Genomic DNA, 16,047 nt, shown 5'->3' with positions numbered 1-16,047 from the left:
AAATTTCGCGACGCGATTGAGGGTTTCGGCGGTTCGTTCGGAATACACGATGCACCTTCGCAACATTCCGAACCCAAAGGATTCTTCATCATGGCGTTCCGCCGGTTTTCCCCGTATGCAGCTTCCCGTTCCGCCAGCCGGCCCGCGCGCCGCCGCGCCGCGTCGCGCGCGCTCGAACCGGCGCTCGCCGCCGCACTGGCGCTTGCCATGCCGATCGGCGCGCAGGCGCAGCCCGACGATCCGCCGTCGCGCGTCGATACCGACGAGCGGCGCGCCTATGCGATTCCGGCCGGCCCGCTCGACGTCGCGCTGAATCGCTTCGCGGTGGCGGCCGGCGTCGAACTGGCGAGCGACGCGGCGCTCACGCAGCACCTTTCGAGCGACGGGCTGAACGGGCGCATGAGCGTCGCGGAAGGTTTCGCGCGCCTGCTGGCGCCGCACGGGCTCGAGGCCGTGCGCACCGGCGGCGGCTACCTGGTGCGCCGCCGCGCATCGGCCTCGACGGCCGCGGCGGGCGCCGGCGCGACGCTGCCGGCGATCATCGTGAACGCGCGGGCGGACCAGCTGCCCGAGGCGTACACCGGCGGGCAGGTCGCGCGCGGGGGCCGGCTCGGCATGCTCGGCAACGCCGATTTCATGGACGCGCCGTTCAACATCACGAGCTATACGTCGGCGCTGATCGAGAACCAGCAGGCCAGCACCGTCGCCGACGTGCTGGAGAACGATCCGTCGGTGCGCTTCACGACGTCGACCGGCCACATCGTCGAGAACTACACGATCCGCGGCTTCAACGTAATCGCCGACGATCTCGCATTCAACGGGATGTACGGGCTCGCGCCGTACGGTCACTCGCCCACCGAGTTCATCGAGCGCATCGAAGTGCTGAAAGGGCCGAACGCGCTGCTGAACGGCATCTCGCCGAGCGGCGGCGTCGGCGGGGCGATCAACCTCGTGCCGAAGCGGGCGGGCGATACGCCGCTCGCGCGGCTCACCACCGACTACATCTCGGACGGCCAGTTCGGCGTGCACGCGGATCTCGGCCGGCGCTTCGGCGACAAGAACCAGGTCGGCATTCGCGTGAACGGCGCCTATCGCGACGGCCGCACGACGATGGACGGGCAGAGCAAGAAGCGCGAACTCGCGTCGCTCGCGTTCGACGTGAAGGGCGAGCGCGCGCGGTTCTCGCTCGACGCCTATACGGACACGGAGCGCTTCGACAACGGCAGCCCGTGGATGGCGTCGTTCGCCAGCAAGGTCGTGAGCCCGCCGTCGCCCGGCACGAACCTGCTGCACGGCGCATGGGGCAAGCTCGAGAACCAGGCGATCGTCGCGCGCGGCGAACTCGACCTGACCGACCGCATCACCGCGTATGCGGGGATCGGCGGCCTCAGCTATCGCTACTCGGGTTTCATCAACGGGACGCGGGCCGGCGCGATTCAGCCGAACGGCAACTATCGCGCGGTCACGTACAACCAGAACGGCTACACCGACACGACGTCGATCGAGGCCGGCGCCCGCGCCAAGTTCAACACGGGGCCCGTCAGCCATCAGGTGTCGCTCGGCGTGACCTCGCTGCAGATCGAGTCGGGCACGATCAACCGGACGAGCGCGACGTTCGCGTCGAACATCTACGCGCCGATCGATCCGCCGCTCGCGCCGTCGCCGGGTTCTGCGCCGAAGACGTCGGAGGCCGAACTGACGAGCGTCGCGCTGGCCGACACGCTGTCGTTCGCGCGCGATCGCGTGCAGCTCACGCTCGGCTTGCGCAGCCAGCGGGTCCATGCGAAGACCTATGCGGCCGCGACGGGGCTGAAGACCGCCGATTACAACGAGACCGCGCTGACGCCGGCGTTCGCGATCGTCGTCAGGCCGTTCGGGCCGGACGTATCGCTGTATGCGAACTACGTCGAGGGGCTGACCCAGGGCGACACCGTGACCGACGTCACCGCGAAGAACTACGGGCAGATGTTCGCGCCGTACAAGAGCAAGCAGGTGGAGGTCGGCGCGAAGTGGGAGACCGAAACCTTCGCGAACACGCTGTCGCTGTTCCAGATCACGAAGCCGAGCATGCTGAAGGACGTCGCGACCAACCTGTACAGCGCCGACGGCGAGCAGCGCAACCGCGGCGTCGAATGGAACGTGTTCGGCCAGGTGGTGCCGAGGCTGCGCGTGCTGGGCGGCGTCGCATACACGCAGGCGCTGCTGACGCACACGGCCGGCGGCGCCTATGACGGCAACACGGCGTACGGCGTGCCGAAATGGACCGCGAACCTCGGCCTCGAATGGGATACGCCGTGGGTGCAGGGGCTGACGTTGTCCGGCCGCGCGGTGGCGACGAGCGCGCAGTTCGTCAACTCGACGAACACGCAACGCATCCCGGGCTGGACCCGGTTCGATCTCGGCGCGCGCTACGCGACGCAGATCGCCGGCAAGGCGGTCGTGCTGCGCGGCGCCGTCGAGAACGTCGCGAACCGCACGTTCTGGGCCGGCACGTTCAACGACGGCTTCGTCACGCAGAATGCGCCGCGCACCTTCAAGGTGTCGGCTACCGTCGACTTCTGAGGCGCACGATGACTCATCTCCTGAACCGGGCCACGCGCATCGCGTGCATGTGGCGCGTCGGCGCGGCGCTGGCGCTGGCGGCGATCGGCATGCCGATCTCGCATGCGGAAGGCGCGTTCGCGTCGGGCGACGTGGTGACGGGCAATGTCGCACGGGCGCCGGCGGCCTACGCACTGGCGCTCGACGCCGGTACGTTCGTCCAGGGCCGCCTCGACGGCGCGGCGGCCAATGTCGATCTCGCGACCGAAGACGGCCGGCATCTGCGGCGACTCGTGACGGCCGACGGGCAGTCGCGCGATTTCATGTTCGTCGCGCCGGCGAACGGCGGCTATGCGCTGCAGGTGTCGGCGCCCGACGCCGGTGCGCTGCCGCCCGACGGCCTGTGCGCATACCGGCTCGCGATCGTGAGCCGCGTGCCGCGCGCGCAGCAGCATGCGCCGGTGCCCGGCATCGCGAGCCCGCGCGTCGCGAAGCTGGCCGCCGAACTCGCGGCGGGCGGCACGACCGACGCGTTCTGGCGCGAGGCAGCGGCAAGCGGCACGCCGCTCGTCGAACCGGCGCCCGCGCAGCCGGCCCGTACCGATGCGACGATCGCGCGCGGCCTGAACCCGCCCGACGAAGCGACGCGGCTCGTCACGTTCCTGTGGCGCGGCGCCCGCGACAATGTGCGGCTGCTCGGCAGCCCGTCGGGCGAGCACGACACGTTGCTGCACCTGCCGGGCAGCGACGTCTGGTATCGCAGCTACGTGGTGCCGGCCGCGACCCGCATCAGCTATCTGCTCGCACCGGACGTGCCCGAACTGGATCTCGATGACGGCGCGCGGCGCCGCGCGATTCTCGCGACCGTGCAGCGCGATCCGCTCAATCCGCGCTCGTTCATGCACCCCGCGCCCGACGTGTACCAGGGCAAGTCGGTGCTCGAGTTGCGCGACGCTCCGCCGCAGCCGTGGATCGCGCCGCGCGCGAACGTGCCGGCCGGCACGGTGACCGCACACCGGTTCGCGAGCACGGTGCTCGGCAATACCCGCGACGTGTACGTGTATCGACCGGCCGGCTATCGTGCGGACGATCCCGCGCGCGCACTCGTCGTGGTGTTCGACGCGCACGCCTACGTCGACACGGTGCCGACGCCGACGATCCTCGACAACCTGATCGCGGAGGGACGCGTGCCGCGCACCGCGGCGCTCATCGTCGGCAATCCGGACAGCGCGACGCGCGGCCGGGAACTGCCGCCGAATCCCGCGTTCGCGCGCTTTCTCGCGGAAGAACTGATGCCGTGGGCGGCGCGCGAGGGCGTGAGCGCGCCGGCGGCGCGGACCGTGATCGCAGGGTCGAGCTACGGCGGCCTCGCGTCTGCCTACGCGGCGCTGCGTCACCCCGAGCTGTTCGGCAACGTGCTGAGCCAGTCGGGCTCGTTCTGGTGGGCGCCCGTGCAGGGCGATGCGCGCACGCGCACCGCCGAATGGCTCACGCGCGAGTACGCGGCGCGGGAGCGTCTGCCCGTGCGCTTCTATCTGGAGAGCGGCCGCTTCGAGGACGGCAAGGGGCCGGCAGGCATCGGCACGACGAGCCGCCATCTGCGCGACGTGCTGCAGGCGAGGGGCTACGCGGTGCGCTATGCGTCGACGGCGAGCGGCCACGACTACCTGCACTGGCGCGGGTCGCTCGCGTGCGGGCTGATCGCGTTGATCGGCACGCCGGGGCAGGGCGAGCGCGCGCCGTTCGCGGCCGCGTGCCCGTTCGAACAGCCCGGCGAGTCGCGCGAACCGTCGCGCGTACCGGCCGAAGCGTCCTGAGCGTCCTGGGCTGAAGGCGGCGGGCCGTTAGCCCGCCGCCCATTCGACCGCCGCCTTAGCATGCAGCGCGGTCGTGTCGAACACCGGCAGCGGCGAGTCGTCCGCGTCGATCAGCAGCGTGATCTCCGTACAGCCGAGGATGACCGCCTGCGCGCCGCGCTTCGCCAGTTGCTCGATGATCGTCACGTACGTCGCCCGCGATTGCGGCGAAATGATGCCGTGGCACAGCTCGTCGTAGATGATCCGGTGCACGTCGTCGCGCCCGCGTTCGTCCGGCACGAGCACCTCCAGCCCGAATTTCTCGCGCAGCCGTTCCACATAGAACGGCAACTCCATCGTGTAGCGCGTGCCGAGCAGCGCGACGCGCCCGATGCCCGCGTCGCGTAGCGCGGCGCCGGTCGGATCGGCGATGTGCAGGAACGGCAGCGTCACCGCGGCTTCGATCGCGTCGTGCACGCGGTGCATCGTGTTGGTGGTCAGCACGACGAGATCGGCGCCGGCCGCTTCGAGCTGCCGTGCGGCGCCGGCCATCCGTTCGCCAAGCGCGGCCCAGTCGCGCGTGCGCTGCAGCGCTTCGATCTCCGCGAAATCGACCGTGACCAGCACGCTCTTCGCGTTGTGGTGGCCGCCGTGCACCGCCTTCGAATGGCGGTTGATCATCCGGTAATACTCGGCCGACGATTCCCAGCTCATGCCGCCGATCAGTCCGATCGTCTTCATCCGTCACCTTTGCCTTATGCACGTCAAGGCGGACGAGTATAGGCGCCGCCGCCGGCGCCCGGCGGTACGATCCGCGCGAAGCGGGCCGGTACGGCGCCGCCGCCCGGGGGCGTACGCGACAGTTGAAACCGGCACTGTGTTTTTGTACAGTATCGGCACCGTGAACCCGACCGTCATCCCGCCTGCCGATCCGTCCGCGCCGCCGCCGGGCGACGCGCCGCCGCGCATGCGCAAGATCATCCATTGCGATTGCGACTGCTTCTACGCGTCGGTCGAGATGCGCGACGACCCATCGTTGCGCAACCGGCCGCTCGCGGTCGGCGGCCGGCCCGACCAGCGCGGCGTGATTGCCACCTGCAACTACGAGGCGCGGCGCTATGGCGTGCATTCCGCGATGTCGTCGGCGCTGGCGATGCGCAAGTGCCCCGAGTTGCTGATCCTGCCGTCCGCGATGGACAAATATCGCGCGGCGTCGCGGCAGATCATGGCGATCTATCGCGACTACACGTCCGATGTCGAGCCGCTGTCGCTCGACGAGGCGTACCTCGACGTCAGCGGGTCGGAGCGGTGCCAGGGCAGTGCGACGCTGATCGCACAGGAGATTCGCCAGCGCGTGTACGACACGGTCGGCGTGACGGTGTCGGCCGGCGTCGCGCCGAACAAGTTCATCGCGAAGATCGCGTCCGACTGGAACAAGCCCGACGGCCTGTTCGTCGTGCGGCCGCACGAAATCGACGCGTTCGTCGCGGCGCTGCCGGTGCGCAAGCTGCACGGCGTCGGCAAGGTGACGGCCGCGCGGCTCGACCGGCTCGGCATCCAGACCTGCGCGCAATTGCGCGACTGGCCGCTGATCGACCTGCATCGCGAATTCGGCGCGTTCGGGCGCAGGCTTTACGAACTGTCGCGCGGGATCGACGAACGGCCCGTGCAGGCCGACCAGGAGCGCAAGTCGGTCAGCGTCGAGACGACCTACGTGACCGACCTGACGACGCTCGAGCAGTGCGCGGAGGAAATTCGCCGTCTCGTCGTGCAGCTCGACGCGCGCATCGCCCGCGCAGGCGCCGCACGATCGGTCCGCAAGCTGTACGTGAAGATCCGCTTCGCCGATTTCCAGCGCACGACGGTCGAGTGCGTGGCTGACGCGACGAATGCGGAAACGGCGGTCACGCTGCTCGCGAAGGGGCTGCAACGGCGCGCGCAGGCGGTGCGGCTGCTTGGCGTCGGCGTGCGGATCGACGAGGATACCGCCGAGCGCCACGGGCAATTCTCGCTGTTCGGCGACGAAACGTCCGCGCCATGAAAAAGGCACCGCCGCAGCGGTGCCTTGCCTTCCACGCGGCCGCCGGGGCCGGGCGGCATGCTCAGTGGGCGGGCGAGGCCATCCCGTTGTGGCGCAGCAGCGCATCGATCTGCGGCTCGCGGCCGCGGAACGCCTTGAACGAATCCATCGCCGGGCGGCTGCCGCCGACCTCGAGGATTTCACGGCGATAGCGCGTGCCGGTCGCCGCATCGAGCACGCTGCCGCTCGCGGCGGCCGCTTCCTCGAATGCCGCGTAGGCGTCGGCCGACAGCACTTCGGCCCACTTGTAGCTGTAGTAGCCGGCCGCGTAGCCGCCCGCGAAGATGTGGCTGAACGTGTTCGGCCAGCGCGAGAACGCCGCCTGCGGGATCACGTGGTAGCGCTCGTTGATTTCGCGCGCGAACGCGGTGACGCCGGTGCTGCCCGCCGGATCGAAGTCGACGTGCAGCAGCATGTCGAACATCGAGAACACGATCTGGCGCAGCGTGCCGAGCCCGCTCTGGAAGTTCTTCGCGGCGATCATCTTGTCGAACAGTTCGCGCGGCAGCGCGGCGCCCGTGTCGACGTGCGAAGACATCGACGACAGCACGTCCCATTCCCAGCAGAAGTTCTCCATGAACTGCGACGGCAGCTCGACCGCGTCCCATTCGACGCCGTTGATGCCCGACACGCCGAGCTCGTCGACGCGCGTGAGCATGTGGTGCAGCCCGTGGCCGAATTCATGGAACAGCGTGATCACTTCGTCGTGCGTGAAGCACGCGGGCTTGCCGCCGACCGGCGCGGAGAAGTTGCAGGTGAGATAGGCGACGGGCGTCTGGACGGCGCTGCCGCGCTTCGCGCGCGAACGCGCATCGTCCATCCATGCGCCGCCGCGCTTGCCTTCGCGGGCATACAGGTCGAGGTAAAACTGCGCGACCAGCGAGCCGTCGCGGTTCTCGACGCGGAAGAAGCGCACGTCCTTGTGCCACACCGGCGCGTCGTCGGGCTTGATCCGCACGCCGAACAGCGTTTCGGTGACGGTGAACAGGCCCTTCAGCGCGGCCGGTTCCGGGAAATACTGCTTGACCTCGTTTTCCGAGAACGCATAGCGCTGCTGGCGAAGCTTCTCGGATGCGTACGCGACGTCCCACGGCGCGAGCTCGGCGAGACCGAGTTCCTTCGCGGCGAACGTGCGCAGTTCGTCCCAGTCCGTCTCCGCGTGCGGGCGTGCGCGGGTCGCGAGATCCTCGAGGAACGCGACGACCTGCTGCGGCGATTCGGCCATCTTCGGCGCGAGCGACACTTCGGCGAAGTTGCGGTAGCCGAGCATCTGCGCCTCTTCGCGGCGCAGCTTCAGCTCATCGGCGACGATCGCCGTGTTGTCCCATTCGGCCTTGCCTTCGCCGTACTGCGGCCCGAGTTCCGATGCGCGCGTCGCATAGGCGCGGTACAGCGTCTCGCGCAGCGCGCGGTTGTCGGCGTATTGCAGCACCGGGAAGTACGACGGGAAGTGCAGCGTGAATTTCCAGCCGTCCTTGCCGTCCTTTTGCGCGGCCTCGCGGGCGGCTTCGATCGCGTCGCCCGGCAGGCCGGCCAGCTCGGCTTCGTCCTGCACGAAGTACGCGTACGCGTTGGTCGCGTCGAGCACGTGGTCGGAGAACGCCTTCGACAGCGCGGCCTGCTGCTCCTGCAGTTCCGCGAAGCGCGGCTTCCGGTCCTCGGGCAGTTCGGCGCCCGACAGGCGGAAATCGCGCAGTGCGTTGTCGAGGATCTTGCGGCGTTCGGCGGACAGCGTGGCGTATTCGGCGCCCGCGGCGATCGCCTTGTACTTCTCGTACAGCGCGAGGTTCTGGCCGACGCTCGACCAGAATTCGGTCACGCGCGGCAGGTTCTCGCCGTAGGCGGCCCGCAGTTCGGGCGTATCGGCGACCGCGTTCAGGTGGCCGATGACCCCCCAGGCGCGACCGAGCGGCTCCGTCGCGTGCTCGACCGTCTCGACCACTTCCGCCCAGGTCGCCGGCGTCGCGGCCGCGCTCGCGGTTTCGACCGCGCGGTTGGCGGCCTCGAGCAGCGTGTCGAGCGCGGGCGTCACGTGTTCCGGGCGGATCTCGCCGAAGCGGGGCAGGCCCGAGAAATCGAGAAGCGGATTGGTGTTGGCGCTGGCGGACATAAGACTCCCTGTCTGTTGCCGGATGAACCGGAGTGAAAAGGGTAAGGCGCGCCATGCGAGGCGGCGCCCGATATCGACATTATTGGGGCGCATCGCGCGCTTTCCAATCGTTAGTTTCTAACGATGCGATTGACGCGGGGTCGAATGCGGGATGAAAGGCGGCCTGGGGACGGCCGGCAGGGTGGCCGGCGAGAGGCCGGCGCGCGCATGCGACGCGCGCCGGAACGGCGGAGGGGGAATCAGGCGGCCGCGGCGGCGCGCTCGGCGGCTTCGATCGTGTTGATCAGCAGCATCGTGATGGTCATCGGGCCGACGCCGCCCGGCACCGGCGTGATATGGCCGGCCACTTCCTTCACGCCCGCGAAATCGACGTCGCCGCACAGCTTGCCTTCGTCGTCGCGGTTCATGCCGACGTCGATCACGGTCGCGCCGGGCTTCACCATGTCGGCGGTCAGGATGTTGCGCTTGCCGACCGCGGCGACCACGATGTCGGCCGCGCGCGTGTGCGCGGCGAGGTCGCGCGTCTTGCTGTGGCAGATCGTCACGGTCGCGCCGGCGTCGAGCAGCATCATCGCCATCGGCTTGCCGACGATGTTCGAGCGGCCGATCACGACCGCGTTCGCGCCCTGCAGCGCAATGCCGTGCGCTTCGAACATCTTCATCACGCCGTACGGCGTGCACGGGCGGAACAGCGGCTTGCCGGTCATCAGCGCGCCGGCGTTGGCGACGTGAAAGCCGTCGACGTCCTTCTCCGGCGCGATCGCCTCGATCACCTTGTGGCTGTCGATATGCGCGGGCAGCGGCAGCTGGACGAGGATGCCGTGGATTTTCGGATCGCGGTTCAGTTCGTCGATGCGCGCGAGCAGGTCGGCTTCCGACAGCGTGGCCGGGTATGCATCCTTCAGCGAGAAGAAGCCGTTGTCCTCGCACGCCTTGATCTTGTTGCGCACGTAGACTTCGCTCGCCGGATTGGCGCCGACGAGGATCACCGCGAGACCGGGCTGGTGACCGCGTGCGGTCAGGGCGGCGGCGCGCTCGGCGGCCTGGGCGCGCAGGGTCTTCGAAAGGGCGTTGCCGTCGATGAGGAGGGCTGTCATGGTGGTGGTCCTGCCGGGAAGTTGGAATGCGGGCGTGCGGCGCCCGGGGGCGTCGCAGCAAAGCACGGGATTATACCGTTCGCCTGCTGCCGTCCGACACCGAATGAGCGGGAAGCGTCATGGCCGCGGCGCGTGTGCGCCGGGAGAGCGGCCGCCGCCGCGCGAGTGGGCCGCATCGCGCGGGACGGCCGGGGCTGGCTGCGGGCCGGGCGGACGGTGCCGCCGCGGCCGGCGCGGGCTCAGGCCTGTTTCTTCGACAGCGCGAGGCGCAGCAGGTCGGCCACCGTGTTGACGTTGAGCTTTTCCATGATGTTCGCGCGGTGCGCTTCGACCGTCTTGATGCTGATGCCGAGGTCGTCGGCGATCTGCTTGTTCAGGCGGCCCGCGATGATCCGCTCGAGCACCTGCTGCTCGCGCGCGGTCAGCTTCGACAGGCGCTCGCTCGCGGCACGCTGTTCCTGGACGCTCTTGCTTTCGCTTCGGGCCTTGTCGAGCATCCGCTCGACGAGCTTGCGCAGCTCGGCCTCGTCGAACGGTTTCTCGATAAAGTCCATCGCCCCCTTTTTCATCGTCGAGACGGCCATCGGCACGTCGCCGTGACCCGTGACGAAGATGATCGGCAGCGCGGCATTGTCGGCGATCAGGCGTTCCTGCAGTTCGAGGCCGCTCATGCCCGACATCCGCACGTCGAGGATCAGGCAGGCGATCTGGCCGGCCTGCTGCGCGGGCTGGTACGCATCGAGGAACTGCTCGGCGCTCGAGAAGCATTGAACGCGATAGCCGTTCGCCTCCAGCAGCCAGCGCAGCGAGTCCCGTACGGCCTCGTCGTCGTCGACGACAAAGACGGTTTCCTGAGTGGTGGTGACAGGGCTATTCATAGTTCTCCCGTAACGGTATGTGATGCCGATGCCTCGCGCCCCCCTTGGCCGAGATCAGCGGGTTCCCCAATGGGCAGGCTGCAGTGGAACGTCGCGCCGGAAATGCGGCCGTCCGGCTCGACGTTGTTGACCACCCACAGACGCCCCCGATGCGATTCGATGATCGAACGGCAGATGTTCAGCCCCATGCCCATGCCATCGGACTTGGTGCTGTAAAACGGTTCGAACAGGCGCTCGGCGGTCGCTTCGTCGACGCCCGGGCCCTGGTCGATCACGCGGATGTCGACGAATCCCGCGTCGATGTCGGCGACGACGCGAATCACGCCGTCCGCCGACGCCGGCTTCACGTCGGCCATCGCTTCGGCCGCGTTCTTCATCAGGTTCACCAGCACCTGCTCGATGAGCACGGGGTCGACATAAATAATAGGCATTCTTGCGAGGATTTCCGTGACGATCCGGATCCTGCGCTTCCTGGCCTCGATTTCGGCGAGCCCGACCGCGTCGGCGACGATGTCCGCCACCCGCGCCGGCTGGCGCTTCGGCTCGCTGCGCTTCACGAATTCGCGGATCCGCTTGACGATCATCCCCGCGCGCAGCGCTTGCTGGGCGGTCTTCTCCAGCGCGGGCTGCAGCGTCTCCGGCGTGCCGCGGCCGCTCTTGACGAGCGCGAGCGTGCCCGAGCAGTAGTTGTTGATCGCGGCGAGCGGCTGGTTCAATTCGTGAGCAATCGACGACGCCATTTCACCCATCGTCATCAATCGGCTGGTGAACTGCAGCTTCTCTTCCTGCTGGTGCGCGAGTTCCTGCGCCTTCTTGCGGGTCGTGATGTCGGTCGCGATCTGCATCTGCGCGAGGTGGCCGTCCACCCACTGGATGTACTGGCGGCGCACCTCGAACCACTTCTGGATGCTCTCGACGTACACCTCCTGTGCATCGGCGGTGCTGCTCGTGAGCGCGGCGGCCGGCAGGCCCGCGAACGCGTCGACCATGTCGATCGAGTCGGACGACGCCTGCGCGCGGTCGAAGCCGCCGCCGGACAGCTCGAGATGGCCGTCCGGGCGGATGCCGAACAGGTGGCGGTAGTAGCGGTTCGCGAACAGCAGCTCGGCCTCGTCGGCGGCCAGCACCGACACCGCGGCATCGAGGCTTTCGAGCACCGTCGTGAAGCGCTCGTGCGCGGCCGCGAGCTCCTCGCGCGCGCGCTTCGGCTCGGTGATGTCGGTCATCGACGACATCCAGCCGGTCTGGCGGCCCGAACTGTCGATCAGCGGCGACACGTACAGGCGCGCGTGGAACAACGTGCCGTTCTTGCGCCGCACGCGCAGCTCGAAGCCGGAACTCGGCGCCTTGCCGCGCAGCGTCATGTCGAGCTGGCGCTGCATTTCCGGGTACGCATCGCGCGGCCAGTACGGGAACGGCGCGACCTTGCCGACGAGGTCGGTCTCGTCCCAGCCCGTCATCCGGCAGAACGCCGGGTTCACGTGCGTGATGCGGCCGTGCATGTCGAGCACGCGCATGCCGATCAGCACCGAGTTTTCCATCGCGCGGCGGAAGAACGCTTCCGCGTACAGCGCCTGCTGGGCCTCGAAGCGCTGGCGCGTGTGCTTCCACAGGCTCCAGAGGCTCCACAGCACGAAGCACGACAGCCCGGCGACGAGCCACACGAGCGTGTTGTTGGTCAGGTTCGTGAGCTGCGGGAACGCGTACACGCGCACGGTCAGCCCCTGGCCGGGCGGATCGAGCGGCAGGTCGTAGTGCGAGTCGCGCGGCAGGCGCGGGCGCGTCGAGGTGGACGACAGCTCGCGGTTGTTCGCGTCGGTGATCGAGATCTTGTACTTCGACGACAGTTCCTGCGGGATGTCGTGCTTCAGGATCCCCTCGACCGAGAACACCGCGGCGATCGAGCCGAGATACTCGCGGTCGCCGCGCATCACGGGCGTCTGCAGCGTGATGAAGCCGTTGCCGAAATCGTCGTAGATCAGCGGCGAATAGGCCTGGCGGCGTGTACCGCGCGCTTCGTCGTAGGCGCCGCGCACGGCGTCCTGCATCTGCGCGTCGCCGGGCTTCGCGAGCCGCTGGCCGAGCAGCGGCGGATGCACGGTCGGCCAGCGCTGCACGCCGGGCGAGGTGTACCAGTTCAGGTAGAGGATTTCCGGATGCGTCTGCATCACGTCCGCGACGGCCATCTGGAACGCGTTCTGGTCGAGGCGGCCGGACGCGAGATCGCGGGAAAGCGCCTGCAGCTGTTCCTGCGCGCCCGTCATCGACAGGCGGATCTGCTGCTGCGCCCACGCGACGTTACGGAACAGGGTGTCTTCCTGCTGCTGCTGTTCGCGGCGGTTGAGGCTCCACAGGATGAGGCTCATCACCACCAGGAACACCAGGATCGACAGCAGCGGCGTCAGCAAATAGGAGTTGGACCACCACGGTCCGTGGTGCCAGCGGGACGGCTGCGACTCCGCCGGCGGGCCCGACGGTCGCGCCGAGCGTGCGAAAAGCCGATCGGTCAACATGGCAGGATTGTAGCGCAGCGCAATACATGGAAAACCTATACCGGATATGTTGAACGGAAACGGATTTGTTTCGCCGCGCCGCGCCGCAGAGCCCCGAAATATGGGTGCAGCGCAGCAATATTTCGTATTGCGAGAAAAGATCTCACAATTCGAAAATTTTGTTGCGCATGCCCGCGGGCGCTCATTACAATCCGCTGGAGCTTGCCCGCAGCCGGTCGCGTCGCGTCGTCTGCACGAGAGCGATCCTCACATTCCAGGACCCAGGAGACGAGAATGTCCGCTGTACCGAACGAAGTGATGAAATATGTCGCCGCCGAACGTGACGACGACCCGCAAGAAACCGTCGAGTGGCTGGAGTCGCTCGATGGCGTGATCTCCTCCGTGGGCACCGGCCGTGCGCATTACCTGATCGAAAAGCAGATCGAGTTCGCCCGCATGCACGGCGAGCATCTGCCGTTTTCCGCGAACACCCCGTACATCAACACGATTCCCGTGGCCGGCCAGGCGAAGATCCCGGGCGACCAGGACATCGAGCACCGCATCCGCTCGTACACGCGCTGGAACGCGCTGGCGATGGTGCTGCGTGCAGGCAAGGACACGAACGTCGGCGGCCACATCGCATCGTTCGCGTCGGCCGCGACGCTCTATGACGTCGGCTACAACCACTTCTGGCACGCAGCGTCCGAGCAGCACGGCGGCGATCTCGTGTTCGTCCAGGGCCACTCGTCGCCGGGCGTGTACTCGCGCGCGTTCCTGCTCGGCCGCCTGAAGGAAGAGCAGCTCGACAACTTCCGCCAGGAAGTCGACGGCAACGGCATTTCGTCGTACCCGCACCCGTGGCTGATGCCGGACTTCTGGCAGTTCCCGACCGTGTCGATGGGTCTCGGCCCGATCATGGCGATCTATCAGGCGCGTTTCATGAAGTATCTGGAAGCGCGCGGCATCGCGAAGACGGAAGGCCGCAAGGTGTGGGCATTCCTCGGCGACGGCGAGACGGACGAGCCGGAATCGCTCGGCGCGATCGGCATGGCGAGCCGCGAAAAGCTCGACAACCTCGTGTTCGTGATCAACTGCAACCTGCAGCGTCTCGACGGCCCGGTGCGCGGCAACGGCAAGATCATCCAGGAACTGGAATCGGAATTCCGCGGTGCCGGCTGGAACGTGATCAAGGTCATCTGGGGCAGCCGCTGGGATGCGCTGTTCGCACGCGACAAGACGGGCGCGCTGATGCGCCGCATGATGGAAGTCGTCGACGGCGAGTACCAGACGTACAAGTCGGAATCGGGCGCGTTCGTGCGCGAGCACTTCTTCAACACGCCTGAACTGAAGGCGCTCGTCGCCGACTGGTCGGACGACGACATCTGGGCGCTGAACCGCGGTGGCCACGATCCGCACAAGATCTACGCGGCGTTCCACGAAGCCACGCACACGAAGGGCGCACCGACCGTCATCCTCGCGAAGACCATCAAGGGCTACGGGATGGGCGAGTCGGGCCAGGCGATGAACATCACGCACCAGCAGAAGAAACTGCCGGTCGAGCAGCTGAAGAAATTCCGCGACCAGTTCCGCCTGCCGATTACCGACGAGCAGATCGCCGACGTGCCGTACCTGAAGTTCGAGGAAGGCTCGAAGGAACTCGAGTACATGCGCAAGCAGCGCATGGATCTCGGCGGGTCCCTGCCGCACCGCCGCGAGAAGGCGACGTCGCTGCCGGTGCCGGCGCTCGACGTGTTCGAGCCGCTGCTGAAGGGCACGGGCGAAGGCCGCGAGATCTCGACGACGATGGCGTTCGTGCGGATCCTGAACATCCTGCTGAAGGACAAGGCGCTCGGCAAGCGCGTCGTGCCGATCGTCCCGGACGAATCGCGTACGTTCGGCATGGAAGGCCTGTTCCGCCAGATCGGCATCTGGAACCAGCAGGGCCAGAAGTATGTGCCGGAAGATTCCGACCAGCTGATGTTCTACAAGGAATCGGAAACCGGCCAGATCCTGCAGGAAGGCATCAACGAAGCGGGCGGCATGTGCGACTGGATCGCGGCGGCGACGTCGTATTCGACGCACGGCGAGATCATGGTGCCGTTCTACATCTTCTATTCGATGTTCGGCTTCCAGCGGATCGGCGACCTCGCTTGGGCCGCGGGCGACATGCGCTCGCGCGGCTTCCTGCTCGGCGGCACCGCGGGCCGCACGACGCTGAACGGCGAAGGCCTGCAGCACGAAGACGGCCACTCGCTCCTGTGGGCGGCATCGGTGCCGAACTGCGTGAGCTACGACCCGACGTTCGGATACGAACTCGCCGTGATCATCCAGGACGGCCTGCGCCGCATGGTGCAGGAGCAGGAAGACGTGTACTACTACATCACGGTGATGAACGAGAACTACGAGCACCCGGCGATTCCGCAGGGCGAGCACGTGGCGGCCGACATCATCAAGGGCATGTACGCGTTCAAGAAGGCCGACGCCGGCAGCAAGGCGCCGCGCGTGCAGCTGCTGGGCGCGGGCACGATCTTCAACGAAGTGATCGCTGCAGCCGACCTGCTGAAGAACGACTGGGGCGTCGAAGCCGACCTGTGGAGCGTGCCGAGCTTCACCGAACTGGCGCGTGAAGGCCACGAAATCGAGCGCTGGAACCTGCTCCATCCGACCGAAGAGCGTCGTCTGTCGCACGTGCAGCAGTGCCTGAAGGACACGCAGGGCCCGGTCATCGCATCGACCGACTACGTCCGCGCGCTGGTCGACCAGATCCGCGGCCAGATCGATCGCCGCTTCGTCGTGCTGGGCACCGACGGCTTCGGTCGCTCGGACACCCGCGAGAAGCTGCGTCACTTCTTCGAAGTCGACCGTCACTGGGTCACCGTCGCTGCGCTCAACGCGCTGGCCGACGAGGGCACGATCGAGCGCAAGGTGGTCGCGGACGCGATCGCCAAGTACAACCTCGATCCGTCCAAGCCCAACCCGATGACCGTTTAACGCACACGCCGTGTGATGCCGCGCGCCGCTCCCGCGAGGAGCGCGCGCGGCCATGGAGACAG

At 67.7% G+C, this 16,047-nt stretch carries 9 protein-coding genes; 4 read left to right on the top strand and 5 right to left on the bottom strand.

The window, feature by feature from the left end; genetic code table 11:
- Positions 1–90 precede the first annotated feature (90 nt).
- Complete coding sequence (locus GQ57_RS16975; RefSeq protein ID WP_034198479.1) at positions 91–2,562, top strand: TonB-dependent receptor; 2,472 nt, start codon at positions 91–93, stop codon at positions 2,560–2,562.
- A gap of 8 nt (positions 2,563–2,570) precedes the next feature.
- Positions 2,571–4,358 (top strand): alpha/beta hydrolase-fold protein, encoded by a 1,788-nt coding sequence (locus GQ57_RS16970; protein ID WP_034198478.1) that lies wholly within the window; start codon positions 2,571–2,573, stop codon positions 4,356–4,358.
- A 27-nt stretch (positions 4,359–4,385) separates the two neighbouring features.
- Here GQ57_RS16970 and GQ57_RS16965 read toward each other — a convergent pair whose 3' ends face one another.
- On the bottom strand, positions 4,386–5,078 hold the full coding sequence (locus tag GQ57_RS16965) for an aspartate/glutamate racemase family protein (RefSeq protein ID WP_034198477.1): 693 nt from the start codon (positions 5,076–5,078) through the stop codon (positions 4,386–4,388).
- A gap of 136 nt (positions 5,079–5,214) precedes the next feature.
- Here GQ57_RS16965 and dinB point away from each other — a divergent pair, with 136 nt between their 5' ends.
- A complete protein-coding gene (gene dinB, locus GQ57_RS16960; protein WP_034198476.1) occupies positions 5,215–6,378 on the top strand; it encodes a DNA polymerase IV in 1,164 nt (387 codons plus the stop codon).
- Positions 6,379–6,439: 61 nt separating this feature from the next.
- Here dinB and GQ57_RS16955 read toward each other — a convergent pair whose 3' ends face one another.
- The 4 genes from GQ57_RS16955 to fixL all read right to left on the bottom strand — a co-directional run bounded on the left by GQ57_RS16955 (position 6,440) and on the right by fixL (position 13,015).
- Positions 6,440–8,527 carry a M3 family metallopeptidase gene (locus GQ57_RS16955; RefSeq protein ID WP_031399483.1) on the bottom strand — a complete coding sequence of 696 codons (2,088 nt, stop codon included), beginning with the start codon at positions 8,525–8,527 and terminating at the stop codon, positions 6,440–6,442.
- 239 nt (positions 8,528–8,766) lie between these two features.
- Positions 8,767–9,624 carry a bifunctional methylenetetrahydrofolate dehydrogenase/methenyltetrahydrofolate cyclohydrolase FolD gene (gene folD, locus GQ57_RS16950; protein ID WP_031399482.1) on the bottom strand — a complete coding sequence of 286 codons (858 nt, stop codon included), beginning with the start codon at positions 9,622–9,624 and terminating at the stop codon, positions 8,767–8,769.
- Positions 9,625–9,863: 239 nt separating this feature from the next.
- The gene (gene fixJ, locus GQ57_RS16945; RefSeq protein ID WP_006493245.1) at positions 9,864–10,502 is read right to left on the bottom strand and encodes an oxygen response regulator transcription factor FixJ; all 639 of its coding nucleotides are present in this window, start codon (positions 10,500–10,502) and stop codon (positions 9,864–9,866) included.
- Positions 10,499–13,015 (bottom strand): oxygen sensor histidine kinase FixL, encoded by a 2,517-nt coding sequence (fixL, locus tag GQ57_RS16940; RefSeq protein ID WP_031399481.1) that lies wholly within the window; start codon positions 13,013–13,015, stop codon positions 10,499–10,501. Before fixL ends, fixJ begins: the two co-directional genes overlap by 4 nt.
- 273 nt (positions 13,016–13,288) lie before the next feature.
- On the opposite strand from fixL, the gene aceE reads away from it, so the two are divergent.
- Positions 13,289–15,985, top strand: a complete 2,697-nt coding sequence (gene aceE / locus GQ57_RS16935; protein WP_034198475.1) for a pyruvate dehydrogenase (acetyl-transferring), homodimeric type — start codon at positions 13,289–13,291, stop codon at positions 15,983–15,985.
- Positions 15,986–16,047 lie beyond the last annotated feature (62 nt).

This window comes from Burkholderia sp. MSh2 (genome assembly GCF_000731655.1).
Classification (GTDB): domain Bacteria; phylum Pseudomonadota; class Gammaproteobacteria; order Burkholderiales; family Burkholderiaceae; genus Burkholderia; species Burkholderia paludis.
The sequence above is the reverse complement of the archived record's forward strand: the minus strand, read 5'-3'. Positions and strand labels throughout refer to the sequence as shown.

Excerpts from the sequence above, each read along its gene's own strand:
- GQ57_RS16975 (WP_034198479.1), top strand. The coding sequence starts at position 91 with ATGGCGTTCCGCCGGTTTTCCCCGTATGCAGCTTCCCGTTCCGCCAGC.
- GQ57_RS16970 (WP_034198478.1), top strand. The coding sequence starts at position 2,571 with ATGACTCATCTCCTGAACCGGGCCACGCGCATCGCGTGCATGTGGCGC.
- GQ57_RS16965 (WP_034198477.1), bottom strand. The coding sequence starts at position 5,078 with ATGAAGACGATCGGACTGATCGGCGGCATGAGCTGGGAATCGTCGGCC.
- GQ57_RS16955 (WP_031399483.1), bottom strand. The coding sequence starts at position 8,527 with ATGTCCGCCAGCGCCAACACCAATCCGCTTCTCGATTTCTCGGGCCTG.
- folD (WP_031399482.1), bottom strand. The coding sequence starts at position 9,624 with ATGACAGCCCTCCTCATCGACGGCAACGCCCTTTCGAAGACCCTGCGC.
- fixJ (WP_006493245.1), bottom strand. The coding sequence starts at position 10,502 with ATGAATAGCCCTGTCACCACCACTCAGGAAACCGTCTTTGTCGTCGAC.
- fixL (WP_031399481.1), bottom strand. The coding sequence starts at position 13,015 with ATGTTGACCGATCGGCTTTTCGCACGCTCGGCGCGACCGTCGGGCCCG.
- aceE (WP_034198475.1), top strand. The coding sequence starts at position 13,289 with ATGTCCGCTGTACCGAACGAAGTGATGAAATATGTCGCCGCCGAACGT.